General features: G+C 50.1%; 11 protein-coding genes. 6 read left to right on the top strand and 5 right to left on the bottom strand.

From position 1 onward, the window contains the following. The first annotated feature begins 615 nt into the window (after positions 1-615). On the top strand, positions 616-4,215 hold the full coding sequence (locus KIH75_RS08810; protein ID WP_219056344.1) for a cell wall-binding repeat-containing protein: 3,600 nt from the start codon (positions 616-618) through the stop codon (positions 4,213-4,215). A gap of 70 nt (positions 4,216-4,285) precedes the next feature. Here the strand turns inward: KIH75_RS08810 and KIH75_RS08805 are convergent, their stop codons facing one another. Next, positions 4,286-6,004, bottom strand: coding sequence for a cell wall-binding repeat-containing protein (locus KIH75_RS08805; protein WP_219056343.1), 1,719 nt, complete (start codon positions 6,002-6,004; stop codon positions 4,286-4,288). Between the two features lie 103 nt (positions 6,005-6,107). Between KIH75_RS08805 and KIH75_RS08800 the strand changes: the two genes are divergently transcribed. Next, on the top strand, positions 6,108-7,337 hold the full coding sequence (locus KIH75_RS08800) for a cell wall-binding repeat-containing protein (protein ID WP_219056342.1): 1,230 nt from the start codon (positions 6,108-6,110) through the stop codon (positions 7,335-7,337). A gap of 252 nt (positions 7,338-7,589) precedes the next feature. Here the strand turns inward: KIH75_RS08800 and KIH75_RS08795 are convergent, their stop codons facing one another. The 3 genes from KIH75_RS08795 to KIH75_RS08785 all read right to left on the bottom strand — a co-directional run bounded on the left by KIH75_RS08795 (position 7,590) and on the right by KIH75_RS08785 (position 11,316). Further along, positions 7,590-8,546 (bottom strand): glycosyltransferase family 2 protein, encoded by a 957-nt coding sequence (locus KIH75_RS08795; protein WP_219056341.1) that lies wholly within the window; start codon positions 8,544-8,546, stop codon positions 7,590-7,592. 27 nt (positions 8,547-8,573) lie between these two features. Continuing rightward, on the bottom strand, positions 8,574-10,337 hold the full coding sequence (locus tag KIH75_RS08790; RefSeq protein WP_219056340.1) for a hypothetical protein: 1,764 nt from the start codon (positions 10,335-10,337) through the stop codon (positions 8,574-8,576). A gap of 73 nt (positions 10,338-10,410) precedes the next feature. Next, entirely contained in the window at positions 10,411-11,316 is a 906-nt protein-coding gene (locus KIH75_RS08785; protein ID WP_338024327.1) for a glycosyltransferase family 2 protein, read from the bottom strand. 120 nt (positions 11,317-11,436) lie between these two features. Between KIH75_RS08785 and KIH75_RS08780 the strand changes: the two genes are divergently transcribed. Continuing rightward, positions 11,437-14,472: a DUF4422 domain-containing protein gene (locus KIH75_RS08780; RefSeq protein WP_219056339.1), complete on the top strand. Its 3,036-nt coding sequence runs from the start codon at positions 11,437-11,439 to the stop codon at positions 14,470-14,472. Between the two features lie 5 nt (positions 14,473-14,477). Then, positions 14,478-16,172, top strand: coding sequence for a DUF6020 family protein (locus tag KIH75_RS08775; RefSeq protein WP_219056338.1), 1,695 nt, complete (start codon positions 14,478-14,480; stop codon positions 16,170-16,172). 15 nt (positions 16,173-16,187) lie between these two features. On the opposite strand, the gene KIH75_RS08770 is transcribed toward KIH75_RS08775, so the two are convergent. Further along, the gene (locus tag KIH75_RS08770) at positions 16,188-17,336 is read right to left on the bottom strand and encodes an acyltransferase (RefSeq protein WP_219056337.1); all 1,149 of its coding nucleotides are present in this window, start codon (positions 17,334-17,336) and stop codon (positions 16,188-16,190) included. A gap of 148 nt (positions 17,337-17,484) precedes the next feature. Here KIH75_RS08770 and KIH75_RS08765 point away from each other — a divergent pair, with 148 nt between their 5' ends. Together KIH75_RS08765 and KIH75_RS08760 are read left to right on the top strand one after the other, a co-directional pair. Continuing rightward, positions 17,485-19,074 carry a sialate O-acetylesterase gene (locus KIH75_RS08765; RefSeq protein WP_219056336.1) on the top strand — a complete coding sequence of 530 codons (1,590 nt, stop codon included), beginning with the start codon at positions 17,485-17,487 and terminating at the stop codon, positions 19,072-19,074. Between the two features lie 54 nt (positions 19,075-19,128). Further along, positions 19,129-20,067, top strand: a complete 939-nt coding sequence (locus tag KIH75_RS08760) for a glycosyltransferase family 2 protein (protein WP_219056335.1) — start codon at positions 19,129-19,131, stop codon at positions 20,065-20,067. Positions 20,068-20,329 lie beyond the last annotated feature (262 nt).

Raw genomic sequence — 20,329 nt, 5'->3', positions numbered from 1 at the left:
GTTCCGTCTCCTGGCTTCCAATCGCGGTTTTTTGTTTTGGCGAATGAAAATCGTACACAGGACGCGGGCCATGCCCTCCTGCGTCAGGGCCGGAATCCGAAAGTGCGCAAGATTTCGGACGTTATCTTCTCGTCAACCCTGCAGACCCATCTACAACGGTGAATTTCCTTAAACAGTACAGAGACACTGTTCAGCATGCCTATGTTGCAGGTGGCACCACTGCTCTCAGCGATAACGTTATCGCGCAGATTGCCGATATGTTGAATATGCAAAGACCATAGTCTCTGCGCACAGCAGACAAATAGGGGCTGTATGGCTCTCTTCAAAGAGATGTCAACAGCCCCTATTCATGAATCGGCATCTTACAAATCCTCCGACTATCATTGGCATATTCAATGCAACGGTTTGCAAAACAACCATCGCATGGGAATTCCATTTTGGGCTGGCGTATTGGTAAAGGTCAGTCAAGGCCGTTAAAATGGCTTTTACATTCGACTGAGATGTCGGATGAAGACGTTTGCAAACTGCTTAAGATACTGGCGACTGGGAAGAACTCCATCGGAATCGCGGTTTGTGTTGAAACGTCTGGTTGTTTGTATAAGGAGGGAGAGGAATATGAAGTTTCCTCAGCATAGGCGCATTGGTTTGCGCCAGCCACGCGTTTTCTCGGCTGCTATGGCCGTGATATGCACTGTGGCCATGATTGCGGCCACATTCGTCGCCGCGCCATTCGCCGTGGCCGATCAGGACGGCGGCATGCGCATCGAAATCGACGATTCCAAGTCGGTCGGCAACTGGAATATCTCTCAGAAAGGCCAGGTTGTCGATCTTGCCGTCGGGCAAAAAGTGCAACTCAGCGTGTGGAACTATCAAGGCAGCGGCCAGCCGGTCAAATTCAATACCGTTCAGTGGTATATCAACGGCCAGCCAATTACCATGACCGAATACGATGATGCTTCAGGTCAATGGAAAACGGTCCAGCGTGATACCGATGAATTCCATGCTGCAATCGGCCTTACCGACGATAACGGCGGCTTGACCGCTCTGCGTGAGGGTGAAGCCACACTTACCGCAAAGGGAGGCAAAAGCGGTGGGCCGATCGAGACCGCAACCGCGCAATTCAGAGTGCACAAGACCAAGTTCAAGCTTGTGCGCACTCTGGACTCCCAGGAAGTCACCGCTTCCGACACCACTCAGCTCACCGCCGGTGAGGATATGAAGCTGAAGTACTACCCCACATTCGATGGCGATGGTACAACGGCACAGAACAAGAAGTACAGCTACGAGTTCTCCACATCAATGTGGAACAACCCAAGCTCCTACCAGGAGAAGGACAGCAACAACAAGACCTATACCATCCGTGCAGACGGTTGGCGATCCTCCGGCTCTGCATTTGATTTCAATGGTCAGGAAAACCCCATGACCAATGAGGTGACGGTACGTGCTCTGATTAAAGGGCAGTCCACGATTTCCATCGGCGCGCTGTTCGTGTTCCGGCACAATGTCGCAACCACCAACCCGACTAGCGGGAAGACAACCTTCACACAGCAGACCGACGAGCTGGGCAATGTCTCCGCCGCCACAGTAGTGAACGCCTCCACGCCGAACGTCTCCGTGCAATACGGTTCAAGCACCAGCCCCATCGAGGTACGCAGTGGCAGCACTCTTAACTTGGGTGTGGGTGAAATCATACAGTTCAGCTATGCGATCGCCCCGCTGCACACGGCATATGCCACGCAGCATTCCGCGCATTGGGATTCCAACAACAGATCGGTGGCGACCATCGATTCCGACAGTTCCCGTAAGCTCACCGCCATCAATGAAGGCACTAGCTCCATCACCGTATCCATCGGTGGCGTACTATTCCCCTTCACCACATCGGTGAGCGAGCCCAAACTGACATTGAGCTACCAAGGCAAACTGGCCAAACCGCTGGATGCCACAAACGGTACTGTTGTGCTCACGGCCGGCGAATCCGCTGAGCTGACTCTCGGCTACGCACCACGACATGACTACACGTCGTTGAATTCCGTCTCGTGGACTTCCTCCAACACCAGCGTGGCAACCGTGAACGCTACCTCGTCGGTGAGCACTACCGGAGCAACGCCCAAGACCACCATCACAGCCAAGACCCCGGGCACTGTGACCGTGACCGGCAATCTTGCCGGTCGCACCGTCACAACCACCGTCAAGGTGGTCGACGCCACGCTTGCCATCGTGCGCGACACCCATCAAGACACGGCTGACCGCAGTGATGATATGCAGGTTCCCGTTACCGGCAAGACAGTAGAAGTGACTCCAGGAGAAAACTTCAAGCTGTACACCAAGATCACTCCGGCACACGATTATGCGAGCTTCCCCAGTAGCGCGACACGCACCACCTGGGCTGAAGATGCGCACGGTAGCGTCATCAAACTGAGCACAAGCGGAGACACTGCCATGATCTATGGCCTGAGTTCCCTGAACCAAACGAGCTCCAAGGCAACGATTACCGCTCGAGCCGGTGGCAAGGAAGTCACGACCACCATTGCCGTGGTCAAGCCCCAGCTCAAACTGACCGCAACCGAACGCGATGCGCAAAATCAGGACATCGTGAAGGATGTGACCGGCACAGAATTCCAGCTTGACCGCAACAAGTCCAAGAGGCTTACCGCAGTGGTGTCCCCTCTGCACAAGGATTACGCCAAGATGGACATGAGCAAGGTCTCGTGGACTTCCGATACGCCGTCCATCGCCGCGGTGTCGAGAGCCAGCGGAGAGTTCGCCGACGTGCAAGGCAAAGGCGAAGGCTCTACAAAGGTCAACGCATCCCTCGACAATGTGACCGCCAGCGCGACGGTGAAGGTTGTTATTCCAGTCAGATCCGTTCAGACCCCCGCAACCGTCACAACCTATGCCGGCAAAGCTCCGAACCTGCCGCAAACCGTGCATGTTACATGGGACAACGGCAAGGAAACGGATGAGACCGTCAACTGGGACAGGATCCAAGCCGATCAGTATGCCAAAGCCGGTAGCTTCACTGTTAATGGTACTGTAAAAGGCTATTCCGGAACCGTTCGCGTGACAGTACGAGTACTGGGTATGAGAAGCTTCGATCCGGTCAACGTAGCCACCAAAACCGGCACCGCTCCAGTGCTCCCAGCCACTGTTAAAGTGACGTGGACCGATGGAACGCAGACGACGGAGAAAGTGGCCTGGGATTCCGTAGCACTCAGCCAATACCGGAACCCCGGAACGTTCAAGGTTAACGGCAAACTCAACGGCTCCAATATCCAGGTGTATGCCACGGTGACCGTAGATAATCCACAACTGAAACGTTTGGCTGGCACAACCCGTTACGATACCATGGGCTCACTGGTCGGAACTGCATTCACCGGCTCCACATCCACGGTGATTGTGGCATCAGGCGCCAACTATCCGGACGCGCTCGCGGCATCCGCACTGGCCGGTATCAAGAACGCACCCATTGTACTGACTGATCCCACTTATCTCTCCGGTCAGGCAGCATCCCAGCTGAGGCGTCTGAAACCTTCTGAGATCATCGTGGTCGGCGGCACAGGAGCTGTATCGCCGAACGTCTTCTCATCTTTAAGACCGTACGCAAACAGTGTTCGCCGTGTACAAGGATCCAACCGCTACGACACGTCTTATCAGCTGTACCTGCAGGGTGAAGGCAAGTGGGGCTCAACCGCGATTGTGGCGACAGGCTCCAACTACGCCGACGCACTGTCGGTCAGCTCGTATTCATATGCGGTGAAAGCACCAGTGTTCCTGTGCGACCCGAACACCGGTCTGACTCAGGAGCAAAGGAATGCTCTGAAGACGTTCACAAACGTGCTCGTGGTCGGCGGCATCAACGCCGTCCCCTCGCGCTATACGTCTGGACTGCCGAGCGTAACGCGCTTGTCTGGCGCGACCCGTTACGAGACGAGCGAGCGGATCGCCAGGTGGACGACGGGGCACGGCCTGGGTATGAACGGCGTCGTGTACGCGACCGGCGCGAACTTCCCCGACGCCCTGGCGGCCGGCCCTCTCGCCGGCAAGGCCAAGGCGGCGACCCTCCTGGTCGAGGACGCCCACAGCCCCGCGGTCCCGTTCTCCGCGGAGTACAGGGGCAAGGTCGACAACGCGTACGTGGTCGGCGGCGTCAACGCCGTCAGCCAAGCCACCGCAGACGCCATAGCCGACAGCCTCGGACTCAAACACGCACAATGACGACATAAATCATTAAGGGGTGACCATGCACAACCATGGTCACCCCTTCTTAATGATTACCTTGCCTGTTTTATGGCCGCAACATATCCAAAGCGTCAGCAAGACCGTTCGCGGTATTCCGGGAAACGGCATTCTCTCCGCCGACGATATAGGCATTGTTAATATCACTATGCTGATTCACATACCGCTTGACGAAAGTGGCAGTGCTCCCATCCGGATCAGCGAGCAGCAGAACTGCTTTGTTACGCCCAGCAAAAGGACCAGCCGCAAGCGCATCCGGGAAATTCGCGCCCGTCGCAAACACCACATTGTCCATATGAAGGTTTCCTTCTTCAGAAGCCCACTGGGCAAATGTAACGCTCGTTTCATAACGCGTTGCCCCTGCAATACGAGATACCGCAGAACCAGAGGAATTTCTAATCTGCGTCACTACCGAATCCGGAACAGCGTGTTGACCGCCCACAATGAGGATTCTGTCGAACTTTCCACTGGATAATGCCTCCAATTGTTCGGAAGACAGACCAGAGTTAATATCCGAAAGGAAGATGGGGCTTTTGAAGGCATAGGCATACGACGAGACGGACAAAGCATCAGCAAAACCAGACGAGCCATTTCCACCGGTAACGACGATTGCCGTTTTTCCCCAATTCTTTTCGATTCGGACATCACTGTCGTACAGTTTCAAAGCAGTATCACTTCGAGTAGCTCCTCCGATTCTCTGCACTGCGGCATATTGGGCTAACGACTGTTCCACTTTCCCGGATACCGCATTCTGTCCACCGACAATGATGATCTTTTCCGGCTTCAAACGATTAATCTGAGCCTTTGTTTGATTGCTGAGGTACAGAGGGTCCGTCATGAGAATCGGAGCGTCCAACACTCCGGCGAATCCCGACGCTGCCAACGCATCCGGATAGTTCTCTCCAGAAGCAACAACTACCGTTGACGCGGACTCCGGAAAAGCAGTATCCACAATCTGTGACATGGTGTCATACCGCGTTATGCCGGATAACCGAGTCAATTTGCCAGATGCAGGTTTGCTAGGCGTAGCTGGCGTATCAGGTTTCGATGGGTCAGACGGAAGCTCCGGAGTATTCGGCGTCGCATTGTTGCCATCATAAAGTGGAACTGTCTGTCCAGACGGACACTGTGCAAGAGACGTTTCCATAGCGTTTCTCTCCGAAGAGTCCACTGCTAAATGGTAATGCTGCTTTATTCCTATTTGCCTGCTGATATAGGCGCAATCATAACCATGTCCTGGAAGCCAATGCGCAGCATCCTTGTCCGACTTGGAAGCATTTGCAGATCCCTTTACCGCAAGCAACACATATGGATCATTCGCATAGGCGACACGTTGATCCTTGGTCCAATGATCGGCACCACTTTCATATGCTTCCCCGACAGCAACGACATGGTCGATCTGCACCGCATTTGAAGTGCCCTGTCCACGCTGAAACGCGATTGTCTCGCCGGTATAGGGATCATTTAGAATGCCTGTTGCGACATGACGATCATTGGTATATGTGACATTCTTCATGTCACGACTCAAAATATCGTCTCGGGTAGTCGCATTACCGCCAAGAGTATTGCTGTGAAGCCATGTGCCGAATAAATCCGTGCGCTCCGACGAGCGGTAATCATCCGTCTGCGCTGTTACAGCCAACGACTGCAACGCAGATTGCACGTTCTCTCCTTCGTCCGCGCTTGCCGTAGCAGCACCTTGAATGAGGAAAGCGATAACTATCAGCATTCCCAAAAAGCCAGCCACACGTTTTGCACGTCGTACCATCTAAAGCCGTCCTCTCACTCATAATGGAAGATAGTCGCGCTAGAGGAATTACTCTTCTATACTTTTAGACAACTACCAATCAATGAGGAAAGGGGGAAGAACCATGAGCAGGAAAACTGTCACTTGCTTCAAAAGAATCACTGCTGTGCTATCTAGTGTTTTCTTGACCTCTGCCGCTTTTGCAGGAGCGGGATTAATAGCTAATGCATCAGCCACATCAATTACTAGAATATCCGGCAACACCAGGTATGAGACCATGGAAATGGTGTCACAGACAGCATTCCCCTCTACTACATCCAGAGTCGCAGTCGTAGCATCAGGAAGCAGTTTCCCTGATGCGCTTGCCGCCTCTTCCCTCGCGGGGCATCTCAATGCACCGATTCTACTCACTGACCCCAAAACGCTTTCCAATGCAACAATCAATGAACTTAATCGACTTGACGCCAATACGATTTACATCATTGGTGGCAAAAATGCGGTTTCAAGCAACACTGAAAATGAAATCCGAACATCTCGTCCGTCAGCAACTATTACACGACTCGCAGGGAGCACTCGCTTCGATACCGCATATCAAATCTATAACGAACTCACCAAGCTCGGAGTAGAATCCAAGACCGCCATTATTTCCACTGGAGCCAACTTTGCCGACGCACTTTCCGTATCCCCGTATTCATACATGCAATCCGCGCCGTTCTTCCTGAGCTCTCAGTCAGGACTTGACGAGGAATCTCTTACTGCGCTCAAGGATTTCCAATCTGCAATTATCGTCGGTGGACAAAACGCGGTTCCTTCCTCCGTTGAGCAGCAGCTCCGATCTATAGGTGTTGCAACATCGAGAATCCAGGGCGCAACCCGTTATGAAACCAGCCTGGAAATCAGCAAGTTCACGTTGAATAACCTCTCTATCAATCCTTCCAGCGTTGTATATGCCACTGGAGCCAATTTCCCGGACGCTCTTTCAGGAAGCGCACTTGCCGGCATCAATAAGACAGTACTGCTGCTCGCACAGAACGAGTCTTCTCCGACAGTCGGTGCATCATCCATATTGCCGGATGTTGAATCCGTGTATGTGCTCGGCGGACAGAATGCCATCGGACCGGCAACGTTCAATGCAATTTCCAGCAGCTTTGGATTGAGCGACAGAGAATATGTCCCTCGGCCAACGCCTACGCCGCAGCCCAAACCGAATGATCCGGTTTATGGTACTCATAAAGCAGGTGAATTCTGTAAAAAATCTGATCTGAATAAAACAGACCATGACGCTAGGAATGGCAAGCTAATCGTTTGCAAAGTAGCCGACGGTGATAACAAGCCTCGTTGGCACTATGTCTGAATAGATATGGTTGGGCAGATAATTCGCAGTCGTTTACCTGCCCAACCAACATAAGAATCTAATAGATCGATTGCATACAACGGCTCTATAGTAGTCCTGACTCGTAATTGATCACCTAGAAATATCCGCAGTCGAAGCACCTGAAGCCATGAATTATGGCCGTTCAATCTTATTACTATCAAAGTAAGGTGCTTCGCCGAGAAAAGCCGCGAAACACGGCTACATTGCTGTCCAGTGTAAAAGGCAGTCATCTTATTCTGCTTCAGAAACCACATACATTGGGCGCTCTTTTGTTTCCATGTACATTTTGGCTAAATACTCGCCAAGAATACCTAGAGAGAATAATTGCAATCCGCCCATGAGCAGAATCACGCATATCATACTAGGCCAGCCTGCAACAGGATCGCCAAACATCAACGCACGAATAACAACAAAAACAATTCCTACAAAAGCCAAAAGGCAAAACAACATTCCAACGAATGAGGCAAAAACAAGAGGGACTGTGGAAAAGCCCACAATGCCTTCAAACGAATATCGGAAAAGAGAGAAAAAGTTCCATTTGGTTTTTCCTGCCACCCTTTCAACATTCTCATAGGAGATCCAATGGGTTCTAAAACCAACCCAAGAAAAAATACCTTTGGAAAAACGGTTGACTTCTCTCAATGAAAGAACTGCATCCACAAATTTCCTTGACATGCAGCGGTAATCACGAGCGCCATCAACTATCTCTGTTTTAGACAATTTATTGATAATACGATAGAACAATCGCGCGAAGAAGCTGCGCACAGGGGGCTCCCCACGCCTAGTTTCCCGTCGAGTAGCGACGCAATCATAATCCTCATGCTCTTCCAGAAACTGCACCATCTGAGGAAGAAGGGATGGCGGATCCTGTAAGTCCGCATCAAGTGTGGCAACGTATTCTCCGCGAGAAGCCTTCAGCCCTGCATACAAGGCTGATTCCTTACCGAAATTCCGAGAGAAGGAAACATAGTGCACATTGTCATCCGTCTCGTGCATTTCTCGTAGAATCGCAGGGGTGGAATCACTTGAGCCGTCATCAACAAATATATATTCCGCACGGTAGCCAAGCAGCGTCTTAAGCTCAGAAGCAGCTTTTTGAGCTTCCCGATAGAACAATGGCAAAGAACCCTCTTCATTAAAACAGGGCACAACTATGCTTAAAGTACGATTCTGCACATTTTCTTCCATCGACATTACCTTTTATACAAATTAATTTTAAATTGACTTCCTACGGCGAAATCTTGCTTCATGCGCATACAATACTCCGCAGCCGATCCACCCAAGCAAAGAAATAATTTCAGCTACTCGCCATACAAATGGAACCCGGTATCGGACTTGCACTTCACCAGAGAACCCTTTCGGAACTCGTATAGTAAGCAGATTCTCAATCCCATGTGTTGAACCCAAATTTAATACCTTATTGCTTTCCGAATCGGAAATTCGATAATTGTCGTATGCGAACGCAGGTAAAGTAATCGTTCCCTTTTGGGAGGATTCAATGTACATACTCATCGAGGTGCCCCTCTTTTCATATCTTGAGACATACACACCTTCAGTAGCTTTGGGCTTTCCAGCCTTAAAGCCCTCAGAGAAAAGACTGCCCAAATCCGTGCCTTTAATCAAGTACTCTCCACCCGCAACACCGGAACTCGTTGCAAGCGACGTATCAACCGACTGCTCCTCTTTGGCGTTATACATGAAGGTGGAAGTCGTTACGCCACCTTCCAAGCACCCCAGTATAAGTAGCGAAGAGAAGACAAGACTGGATAAACGGCCAAACTGTTCATTCCTTCGAAGTGCGTATAGTCCCATAGCTCCAAGCACTACAATCAGGAAGCATGCAGGCCCCAGCATGCGAGTCGGGAATTGGATAGAATACAAAAATTTACATACATCTGCAAATTTCCTAGAATCCCAGGGGAATAACGTGGTTGTCATGAACAAGCCAAGGATAATACTCACACATAAAGGCACCGCAATACTGCATTTCCGCTCCGAGTTCTCCTCTGACTTTGTTAAGAGCGCGATAATCGGAAGCAATAATGCGCACGCAATCAAAGCCCAGCCAATTGAGTAAGGGATGTCGCCTTGAAATGCATGGCCCTCTGTCATCTGGTTAAGCGGCAAAAATAAAGTCAGCAATTGTCCCGGCTCAATAGCCTTCCGAGCGGCAAGTTCCATCTGCGTCTGCAAATTTTGGCTGTACACCTGGAAATTGCCATGAATCGAGTAATCCAGCATGGGAATCAAGAAAAAGGAGCTAAGTACAACTGTCATTCCACAGGCAATACCGAGTTGTTTCCAGAAATAAATGGAATGCCAGCAATACCACATAGCCCATATCAAAATGGGTAATATTGCTATTACTGTGAGCTCCGTGCTTATGACATGTGAAGTCACTATCCCAGTTGCAGAAAATGCACATACCAATCCTCCATGCTTAATACTGCCGCGTCTCTCGGGAAAGACAACAGAGACAACACCGAGCAGCAGAATCGGGAAAAAGAGCATTGCGACCCATTCGCCCACCGCGCCACGTGAATACACATCATCAAGACGATATGTGCATAACGTCCATAGAGCAGCAGATAACATGCCCACTTGCCGGGATTGAAAAATGCGTCCAAAAATCAGATAAGTGCTCCATACAGCGACTATGTTTAGGAATATGGCGAAAAGCCTGTAGGCCATTGCTGTTGAGAGTCCCATAAGATGGAGAAGAGCTGAAATATACAGGAGCATGTCGCCATACATCACAGAAACTGGATAACCATATCCCCCCACCTGCACTGTCTGCATAAATACGGGGAATTGGCCATCCCGAAGCCCCTGGGCAATTCCTTCAATACGGAAGAGATGAAATTCCAGATCTGCACCCCACAATAAGGTGCGAGAAAGCAACGGAATAGAAGAAATCACTGATATCGCAGCCAATACAAATGTAGTCAATATTTTTTTCTGTCGTTCCGTCAAATTCATACACCGTCTCCTAACACTTCATGGCTCAGCCCTATTCGCTCCAATAAAGCACTCACCACACTTCTTGCGGCACTTAGGCAACCAGAGCATCCAAGCTGGAATCGGCAACAAGCTTGTCGAAGCCGTCGTCCAACACGCCTTTGGCTTGCAGTTCTTTCAGAATCGCTTTCAGCACAATGTTGTTGACGCCACTTTCGGTATTCTGGTGGCACAACGCTTCCTCGCCCTGCGTGCCAGGTACATAATCAAGCAGCTGATCAGATGTTGCAGCCACTACAGGAATACCAGCTTTCACTTGCATTACTTTCAGCCATAAATCATCCGCGGTCAGGCAGGTCTTTTTAATCCCCTCGGCATCAAACGTCTCTGAAGGCATCGCATGGGGCGGATACAGCGTACCTGCACCATTCGTGGCGAAAATCCGCATGGACGGCACGCCTACAAGAGCGGGATGATAATGTGGCGCCTCGTAAATCCAATCCTCATAATTAGTACGTGAACCATCCTCATTGAACATAATCAAATGCGTACGTACGGCTGCGATCGCATGAGGATGAGCTTCATGCGCAGCCAGTAAGTCGCCGATCATCGTGTTGCGGTACAGCAAATCATCATCGGTGGTGATGACGTAATCGTCAGGGAATTCCTGCAAAGCCCAGAAATACTTCTTATGCGGCTTCAAATCATCATCGACCCAACGTACTTCGACATCATGCCACAGCACATCGCGCAAACTCTGTGGTAAATCATCTTCACGATTCGGAAAGTCCGACTTACACAGCCACAGCACAATCTTGTCGGGCAGCACCTTTTGAGCAAGCAACGAACGGATAGCCATATGCACCGTATTGATACGTGCCGGATATGAGGTCATGGAAACGATAATCCGGGGGTGCCGAGGCTTCACCATGCGCAAAACATGCGTACCCGCACGACGCAACTTGTTCTTCTCGACCCGAAACCAGTCCGTAGACAGCACAATCCTCTCCTCACGTTTGTTCGGTACCTGTCACATATTAGCCTGACGTATGCTTTTCGAAGTTAGACAGTACACTGTTACCAGCGAGCGAATAGGACCGCAGCCAGTAAGGAAGAGTCAATGCCTAAGATTTCAATCGTCATTCCCGCATACAATGTCGGCGATTATTTGCAGGAGTGTCTTGATTCAGTACGGAATCAGACCTTCTCTGATATAGAAGCGATTGTCGTAAACGATGCGAGCCCAGATAATGTCGGAGAGGTCGCAGCACAGGCGGCTGCACAGGACGCACGCATCCGAGTAGTCACCAACAACCCGAATATGGGCACACACCGCACTCGCATGGCGGGCGTAGAAAACGCTTCCGGCGAATACACGTTCTTCCTTGATGGCGATGATGCCCTCAAGCCTGATATGTGCGAACAGCTCGCCGCGGAGATCGACAAGCATCCCGTGGACGTACTGCATTTCGGTCTTACCGTTGTCGCAGCCAATGACCTTTTGGAAAACGAACGCCAAGCCTTCGAAACCTTCAACAACACTCCCACGCCCGATTCCACTGGAGAAGATATCGTCCGCGACATTTTCGATGAAACGCGAGGCTACAAGGTCGATTGGCGCGTAACCCAGCGTTTATACAAGACTTCCGTACTTAAGGAAGCATTCAACGCCATGACCCGCGATCGTCTTGGCCGATCTCAGGACGGCTACGAGTGCTTTGTGGTTTCGGCATTCGCCAACAGCTACCATTCCTTCAAGGAATGCCGCGGATATGTGTATTACTACGGTCGCGGCATAAGCGGCACAAATACGATCGATGCTGCGAAGTATGCCCGCTATTGCGGCCATTTCAAGGCGGATTTCGATGCAGCCTACGAATTCGCCGATGAGCAGCATTCCGATATGCTTCACGCTTGCGCACAAGGTTTCCAACGCAAGGCGACCGAAATCCTTGCCAATGATTGGAAGGTCAGGGTTCCGGAAGCGGAAAAGGTTGAGGCCGCCAAGCAAATGGAAGCTGTGTTCGGCCCGGCCATCACGGGGCGCGAATTGTACCGTTTCGTACGCGATGATGCTTATGCGCTGCTTTCCGATAACCAGCTCCTTCCGCATGACGCTGATCTGAACAGCTGGTTCAGCATAGCCAACGCCATCAGTATGCCTACCGATCAAGTATCTGCAGACACCATAAGATTCCATGAGATGAAGCGAATCGCCACTTCCCATATGGCCAATCTCATCGAGAAAACCTGCAATACCGAAGCGTTCCAAAACTACGATAAACAGAACATCCGTATCTTCGTCACTACTCACAAAAACGTTAACACCTTCGACAGCAAAATCATGCAACCGGTACAGGTCGGTCTGAAAAACTATCGCTTCCCTTGGGCGTTCCATGATGACGAAGGCGAAAACATCGCCAATCTCAATCCGCGCTACTGCGAACTGACCACGCAATACTGGGCATGGAAGAACATCAAAGCCGATTACTACGGTTTCTGCCATTACCGCAGGTACTTCAATTTCTCCGAAACCCCGCATGAGGAGAATCCGTATGGCGAAATCATGGACAACTACATCGATGCCGTTACGGCAAAGAAATACGGGCTGAATGACGAGAACATCGCCAAAGTGGTGAAGCAGTATGATGTCATCACCACACCGTTCGGCAATCTCGAAAAAATCATCGATAAGCACGGCACTCCGCGCGCATTGTGGGAGGCCGCTCCCCTGCTGCACGATGACGATTTGAAGCGCTGTTATCAGATTCTGTGCGCCATGTATCCTGATTATAAGGAGGATGCGCAGGATTTCTTCAATGGCAACAAGGCGTGCTTCTGCAATATGTTCATCATGAAGAAGGAAATCTTCTTCGATTATTGTGAATGGATGTTCCCGATCCTTGAGGAATTCGACAAGAACACCAATTACAGCACGTACAGCAAGGAAGCGCTCCGCACACCAGGACATCTTTCCGAACGTCTGCTCAACATCTACCTGCTACATCACAAGCGTATCGGCTCCAACTGGAAGTTCAAGGAACTGCAATGCGTACACTTCACCAATCCGGAGCCAGCGGAGCAGCTCAAGCCGCTTGACATTACCGACAAGCCAATCGTTCCGGTGGTGTTCGCAGCGGATGACAATTATGTTCCTCAATTGACCACCACCGTGTATTCAGCCATGAAGAACGCCGATCCGCATTACTTCTACGATGTGACGGTGCTGCAGCGCAACATCGCATGGGACAAGCAGGAACGTCTGCGTGGCTTCTTCAAGCAGTTCCCGAATATGAATCTGAGGTTCACCAACGTGGACCGCGAACTTGCTGGCTACGATCTTTCCACCAATAACGCCCATATCAGTGTGGAGACGTATTACCGCTTCTTGATTCAGAAGGTTCTGCCGTTCTACGACAAGGTGCTGTATCTCGATTCCGACATCATCATCAACGGCGATATCGCGAAGCTTTACAACATCGATTTGCAGGGCAAGATGCTCGGCGCGATTCGAGACATCGACTTCCTCGCCAATCTCAACGTGAAGCACGGCAAACGCATGGGCTACGCGCAAACCGTGCTGAAGATGAAGAATCCATACGATTACTTCCAAGCTGGCGTGCTGGTGCTCAACACCAAGGCGATGCGTGAGCATTACACCATCGAGCAGTGGCTTACCTACGCCTCGAATCCCAATTTCATCTACAACGACCAGGACGTGCTCAACGCGCACTGCGAAGGGAACGTGCTATATCTGCCATGGGAATGGAATGTGGTTCACGATTGTGGTGGCCGCGTAGGTAACCTCTTCACGCAGGCGCCGAACGATATCTACGACGCATATATGAAGTCGCGTAGCAATCCGCAGATCATCCATTATGCCGGCTTCCAGAAGCCTTGGACTGATCCGGATTGCGATTTCGCCTCTATCTACTGGAGGTACGCGCGTGAGACCCCGTTCTACGAGCGTTTGCTCAAGCGTGTGGTGAAGGCGAACGAACCGGAAATCCCAGAAGGAGTATTCCGCCCGCAACATGAGCGCGCAGTCGGAGAAGATAATCCGATTCGCAAAATCGTCGATCCACTCATGCCGATTGGCTCCCGTCGCCGTGATGCGGTGAAGGCGATTGGGCGTGTGATCCGAGGAAGGAAGTAATCACGTTGGCGCAGTCAGTAAAGAACTTCAAAAACACCAGCCGCAACTTCGCTTACCTTATTCCCATCATCTTGGGAACATTATTCGGCATGTGCTCCTTTATTGGTAGGCATGAAGGCAAAATCAATATAGGGAATATACTTCTGTATGCAAATATTCTTTTCTATATCCTTTTATTTGCACTGGCTTTCTTTGCTATCGCAAAAATAACCGCATATGCGAACCGTCATCGTTCGTCATTGGACAAACCGTTTGCGCCATTGCGCAGGATCACATTAGATTGGTCGCCACGATCCATAATCATATTGTGGTGCGCCATAACTGCGCTCTGGATTCCATATTTCATAACATACTTTCCAGGTGTCTATTGGTACGATACTTCATGGCAGCTGATGGAGTACTTTGATTCCTCTGTACCTTTCACAGATCATCATCCCTTCATGATGACGTATCTGTTTGTCGGATTCGCTCATATTGGTAAAGCACTGTTCAACAACGCTATATATGGATTGTATCTGCTAATACTCATACAAGCTCTGCTGTCCACGCTATCCATAGCCTGTGCAACCTGCTACACAGCCAAATACAACGTGCCTTGGAAATGCCGCCTTTTCATGGCCTTGTTTCTTGCCGTTTTCCCCATCATTCCCATGCTGTCTATGACACTCGCCAAAGACACATTCAACACACCATTTTTTGTGTTCTTTTCCATCGCTTTCTGCGAACTCTGGAAAACTCAGGGAACGATTCTAAAATCTGTACCGTTCGATATTTTCTTTGTTATAGATGTACTGGCTGTGTCTCTGACAAAAAAAACAGGTATGTACATCGTAATTTTGGCAATGATATTTTTAGTTTGCACTGCCATTAAAAGCTGGCGGCGTAAACTGGGTACACTGATTTTGGCAGGTATTCCATATCTAATCGTCGGCGTCGTCATTCCGACTTTCGTATTGCCAACATTGCACATTGCACCGGGAGAAAGCAACGAAATTCTCGCCGTCCCCATGCAACAAGTCGTCAACGTGGCACATAACCACAAGGATGATTTAAGCGCATCTGAGATAACTGATATCGAACAAATTTATCATATGGATATCAACCAACTTCAACAGGCGTATTGCTGGTACAAAGCCGACCCAATTAAAGGGCAACAGCTATCGTCCGAAGACGAACATAAATTAATCAGGACATGGGCCGAACAACTAATCAAACATCCTGGGGATATGCTTGCCGCCTGGGGAGGCCTCTCTGCAGCATGGTTCTCATTCAATGTCACCGTCGGAAATGACCGAAACCTTAGTATGTTACTTCCAATCAGTAATTCCGGCCATCACTATCAAGGCATCGAACGCTACGTCCCTTGGGTTGATAACACTAAAGCAGGTAATGCAGTCGAGACGTTCTACATGGATACGCTATTAGCTACGCCCGTATTCAATGTCATATGGCAGAAGGCTTTCTGGGCAACAATACTTCCCTCCGCAATCATGTTCCTTATACTGACATTCGGACGGCAAAAGAAGAAGCTGAATCTGCTAACGCTCAACGCACCAATGCTTATCACAATGCTCGTGCTGTTCGCAGGACCAATTTCAACTTATACAGAAGCTACGCGATACGTATTGCCTATGCTGTATATCGTCCCGTTGTTCTTGTTCCTCACACTCGGCCAATTGCAATCCGAAGATGATAGGTAGCATATTTGTCACCTGTCATCTCGATGACGCAATCTGCTTTATTTTTGCAATAATCCACTTGCCGATGTATACCGCGATACCGGTAAGCGCATAGACCACAATGGCCTTAATGAACGGATGGGTCTGCCCCAATGTGATAAACCCTCCGATCGGCCCGCACAGAGTGAGATTCACAAGCAGCAGATGGAACATATACACGCCCAGCGAAACGCTGGATACTTTACGGATCATGAGCTTCATCTTGTCAGAACCGCGCTGGAAAAACGGTTCCAGCGTTTTGCAAAGCATAAATAGCGAAACAGCCGACGTCACACATAGTGGGGAAGAAGTGCCGACAAGATAGTTATGGTACTCCGTTCCCATCGTTCCTTGGAAAAAGCCGTTCCAGCACAATCCTCCAAGGAACATCAATGCCGCAGACCCGACGAATAGGACTGCCCAGACCGGAGCTTTCCATCGCATCGGCAAACCATAATTCTCCAGATAATAGCCAAGCAAGAAATACAACAAGGCGCTGGACGAGAACAGCGGCCAGCTCAGCAATGGACTGAAGTATTTTTCATTGATTCCAATGGCCTTAACCGCTGGAATGAGAATCGAACAGAACAACGTCAATGCGATGGCATATTCCATGAGACGACGGTCATGGACGATTTTCGAAAGCAGCGGAGTCAGCAGATACAAATAAATGATGGAATACAGGAACCAGTAAATATCGATAATAGAGTTGGTAAGGAATCGCTTGCAGAAATCGACAAAGCCAAAGCTGTCGGCGATCGACTGCGCTCCGTAGAATAGATTGGGGAGCAGGCCAAACAACAGATAGCATGCGATGCTTCCCAGAATCAGCGCTCGCCCCACCCGCACGAAACGTTTTTTAAAAAACACTTTCGTCGAATATTTCTTCCGATAATCCAGTAAATTCATACCGCTGACCATGAAGAAAATCGGCACCGCAAAAATGAACACCGCCTGCATCAGCTCCTGAAATGCCCATAACCGGGTTCTCTGAGGAGAAAACACACCCAAAGATGTGTGTAAGCAGACCACTGCGAAACAGGAAATGATGTTCAATACATCAACAAACACAAAATGCGTTCTCGCTTTGCCGTTTTTCCGTTCACTCGCAAAGCCCTGTTCTGTGTCCAACTGTTCCGCTGTCATCGACTGACGTTCCCTTCTTTCTGACATACGCACTTCAGCATAACAAATAATGACGTCCCTTCTTGACGGAGGACTGCGAACCGACGTCCGCTCTCGCCCCTAGGCTATAAAAGCAATGAACTCCCATTGACGTATCGAAAGATCAAGCATGGCAAATAGATTCAGGAGCAGTCATATCTGCGTTGCAAAACGGATCCGCACCAGCTCATTTGTCCGAGTGCTCAGGAACCCTTTCGCGATTCTACTTGCCTTTATTCTGTTATTCAGTTGCGCTTCAGCAAACGCTGCGGAAGACAAGGAAACAGATCAAAACGGGAGCAAGTTGACTTTGCCAAGCTATGTGATGGACGGCATGGTTTTGCAGCAGAACAAAATCACCACCCTGAACGGTTCAACAGCAAAATCCATGTCAGGGAAAACCGTTTCAGTCACCTTACGCGGAGGCAAAAACCAATATAACGCTTCATCAAGAATCTCCAAAGCCGGAACGTTCTCGGTTCAGCTGCCTAAAATCAAAGGAGCGCTTACCCAATACACCATGAAATTTACGGTAGCTGGCACCGTAGCGAAAACCGTGAATGATGTATACGTCGGCAATTTATTCATCGCTTCTGGGCAGTCGAATATGGAAATAAACTACAACGACTATTTCAAAAGCGATTCGCTTTTCAAGACAAGCACCTCATTGCACTACACACGCAACGATATTCCACGCAGCATCAATGACAAATATGTCCATTTTCTTTCACCGAACAAGGTCCTCAACACAAAGGATTATCCGCTGAGAGATTTTGAGAAATCCTGGCTTTCCGCCACAGGAGATGACGTCAATTATCTTGGCTATATTCCTCAATATTTTGCACAACAGCTTCGCAAACAATATCCGAATATACCTATCGGCTTCATTCAAGCCGCTTGGGGAGGGACAGCGATATCCCGCCATATAAAAGGTGGAGACATTTACAAAAGCTGTATCGCACCGTTACAAGGACTTGCTGTAGCCGGCGCTCTGTGGTATCAGGGCGAAGATGATTCCGCCTCCATGGATCTGGCATTACGGTATGATATTTCCTTCGCCACACTTGTAAACGATTACCGAAATCTATTCAACGATGCGACATTGCCGTTCCTTTATGTGCAACTAGCCAGATACGACGGTTACGGCTACATCTACGACACCATCGTGCGCAATGCTCAATTGGGCATACTCAGCAATCCCGTCGTTGCGTCGCACAAGAATCTTGGCATGACCGTCTCCATCGATACGGATAAAGGCACGCCGAAGGCGATCCATCCACTCGGCAAGGAAATCGTCGCCCAACGCATGGCTAACCAATGGATCGCCATGAATGAACACAAGGCAGTGCCATCCGGACCGTTGCCCAAAGAAGCACATCTTGATACAAACGACAAGTCAACGGCCATTATCACTTTCCAAGAAGGCACAGCCGTCAAACTGCAAGCGAAGCGGCCGAATTACACGACCAGCGCAACAATCGACAATATCGCAAATGCCACCAATACTCCGCTATCAGGATTCCAAGTCGCCGATGGAGACGGAGCCATGCACAATGCCACCGCAACTATAACTGGCAATATACTCCGTATCCACTCCGACGAGGTGAAACGCGTATCTCAAATCCAATATCTATGGCAAAGCAATCCCAGCTGTTTAAGCATCGTATACAACGGCTCAAACTTGCCTTTGAGTCCGTTCACCCTCAATGTGAATCAATAATCGGTCTCATACCATCATGCTATATCGGCCAGTGCAAAGGATATAGTGGGATTCATGCCTGATAATTCGAACGTTTCCGTCGCCGTGCTTCTTCCCTGCTACAACGAGGAAGTCACCATCGGCAAGGTGGTGCGCGATTTCAAAGCCGCGCTGCCCAATGCCGACATCTACGTGTACGACAACAACTCCACCGACCACACGGCGGAAATCGCCACCAGCGAAGGCGCCATCGTTCGCAAGGAACCACGCCAAGGCAAAGGCAACGTGATCCGCGCCATGTTCGAAGACATTGATGCCGACGTGTACATCATGTCCGACGGCGATGACACCTACCCAGCCGACGCCGCACCCGCCATGGTGGATAAGATCCTCGATGGCTACGACATGGTGATCGGTGATCGCCTGAGCTCCACGTACTTCCAAGAGAACAAGCGCCCGTTCCACAACTTTGGCAATCGCCTCGTGCGTGGCTCCATCAATGGCCTGTTCCACGCCAATGTCACTGACATTATGACCGGCTACCGGGCCTTCTCATTCACCTTCGTCAAAACCTACCCCGTGTTGTCGCGCGGCTTTGAGGTTGAAACCGAGATGACCATCCACTCGTTGAACAACAACCTGCGCCTATTCGAGATGCCGATTCAGTACCGCGACCGTCCTGCCGGATCCGTCAGCAAACTTGACACCGTGGGCGACGGCATCAAGGTGATGAGCACCATCTTCCGCATGATCCGCGAATACAAGCCACTGCCGTTCTTCGGCGGACTTGGCACCATCCTCGGCATCATCGGCATCGTGCTGTGCGGCAGCGTGACCATGGACTTCTGGCACACTGGCATGGTGGCACGATTCCCCACGCTTATCGGCGCGGTCATGCTCGTCATTGCCGGACTGCTATTGTTCATCACCGGCATCATCCTCGATGTCATGGCCAAGAACGACCGCAAAGCATTCATTATTGGCGCCAATCAATTCGCCATGATGCGGCGCTAGAAATAGCACAGATTCCAAATATGGCTGAGAGCAAAAAGATCCTTGTCCTCAGCCATATTTTATTGGTTAATCCGTCTGCTACTTCACCCACTTTTGGGCATTCGTACCATTTGCGGCATATAGCTGCACATTGGCAGATAACGTCCGAAATCTTGCGCACTTTCGGATTCCGGCCCTGACGCAGGAGGGCATGGCCCGCGTCCTGTGTACGATTTTCATTCGCCAAAACAAAAAACCGCGATTGGAAGCCAGGAGACGGAAC

Source organism: Bifidobacterium pongonis (assembly GCF_019331805.1).
In the GTDB taxonomy this organism is placed as follows: Bacteria; Actinomycetota; Actinomycetes; order Actinomycetales; family Bifidobacteriaceae; genus Bifidobacterium; species Bifidobacterium pongonis.
Note: the sequence above shows the minus strand (reverse complement) of the source record. Positions and strands in the feature narration are given on the sequence as shown.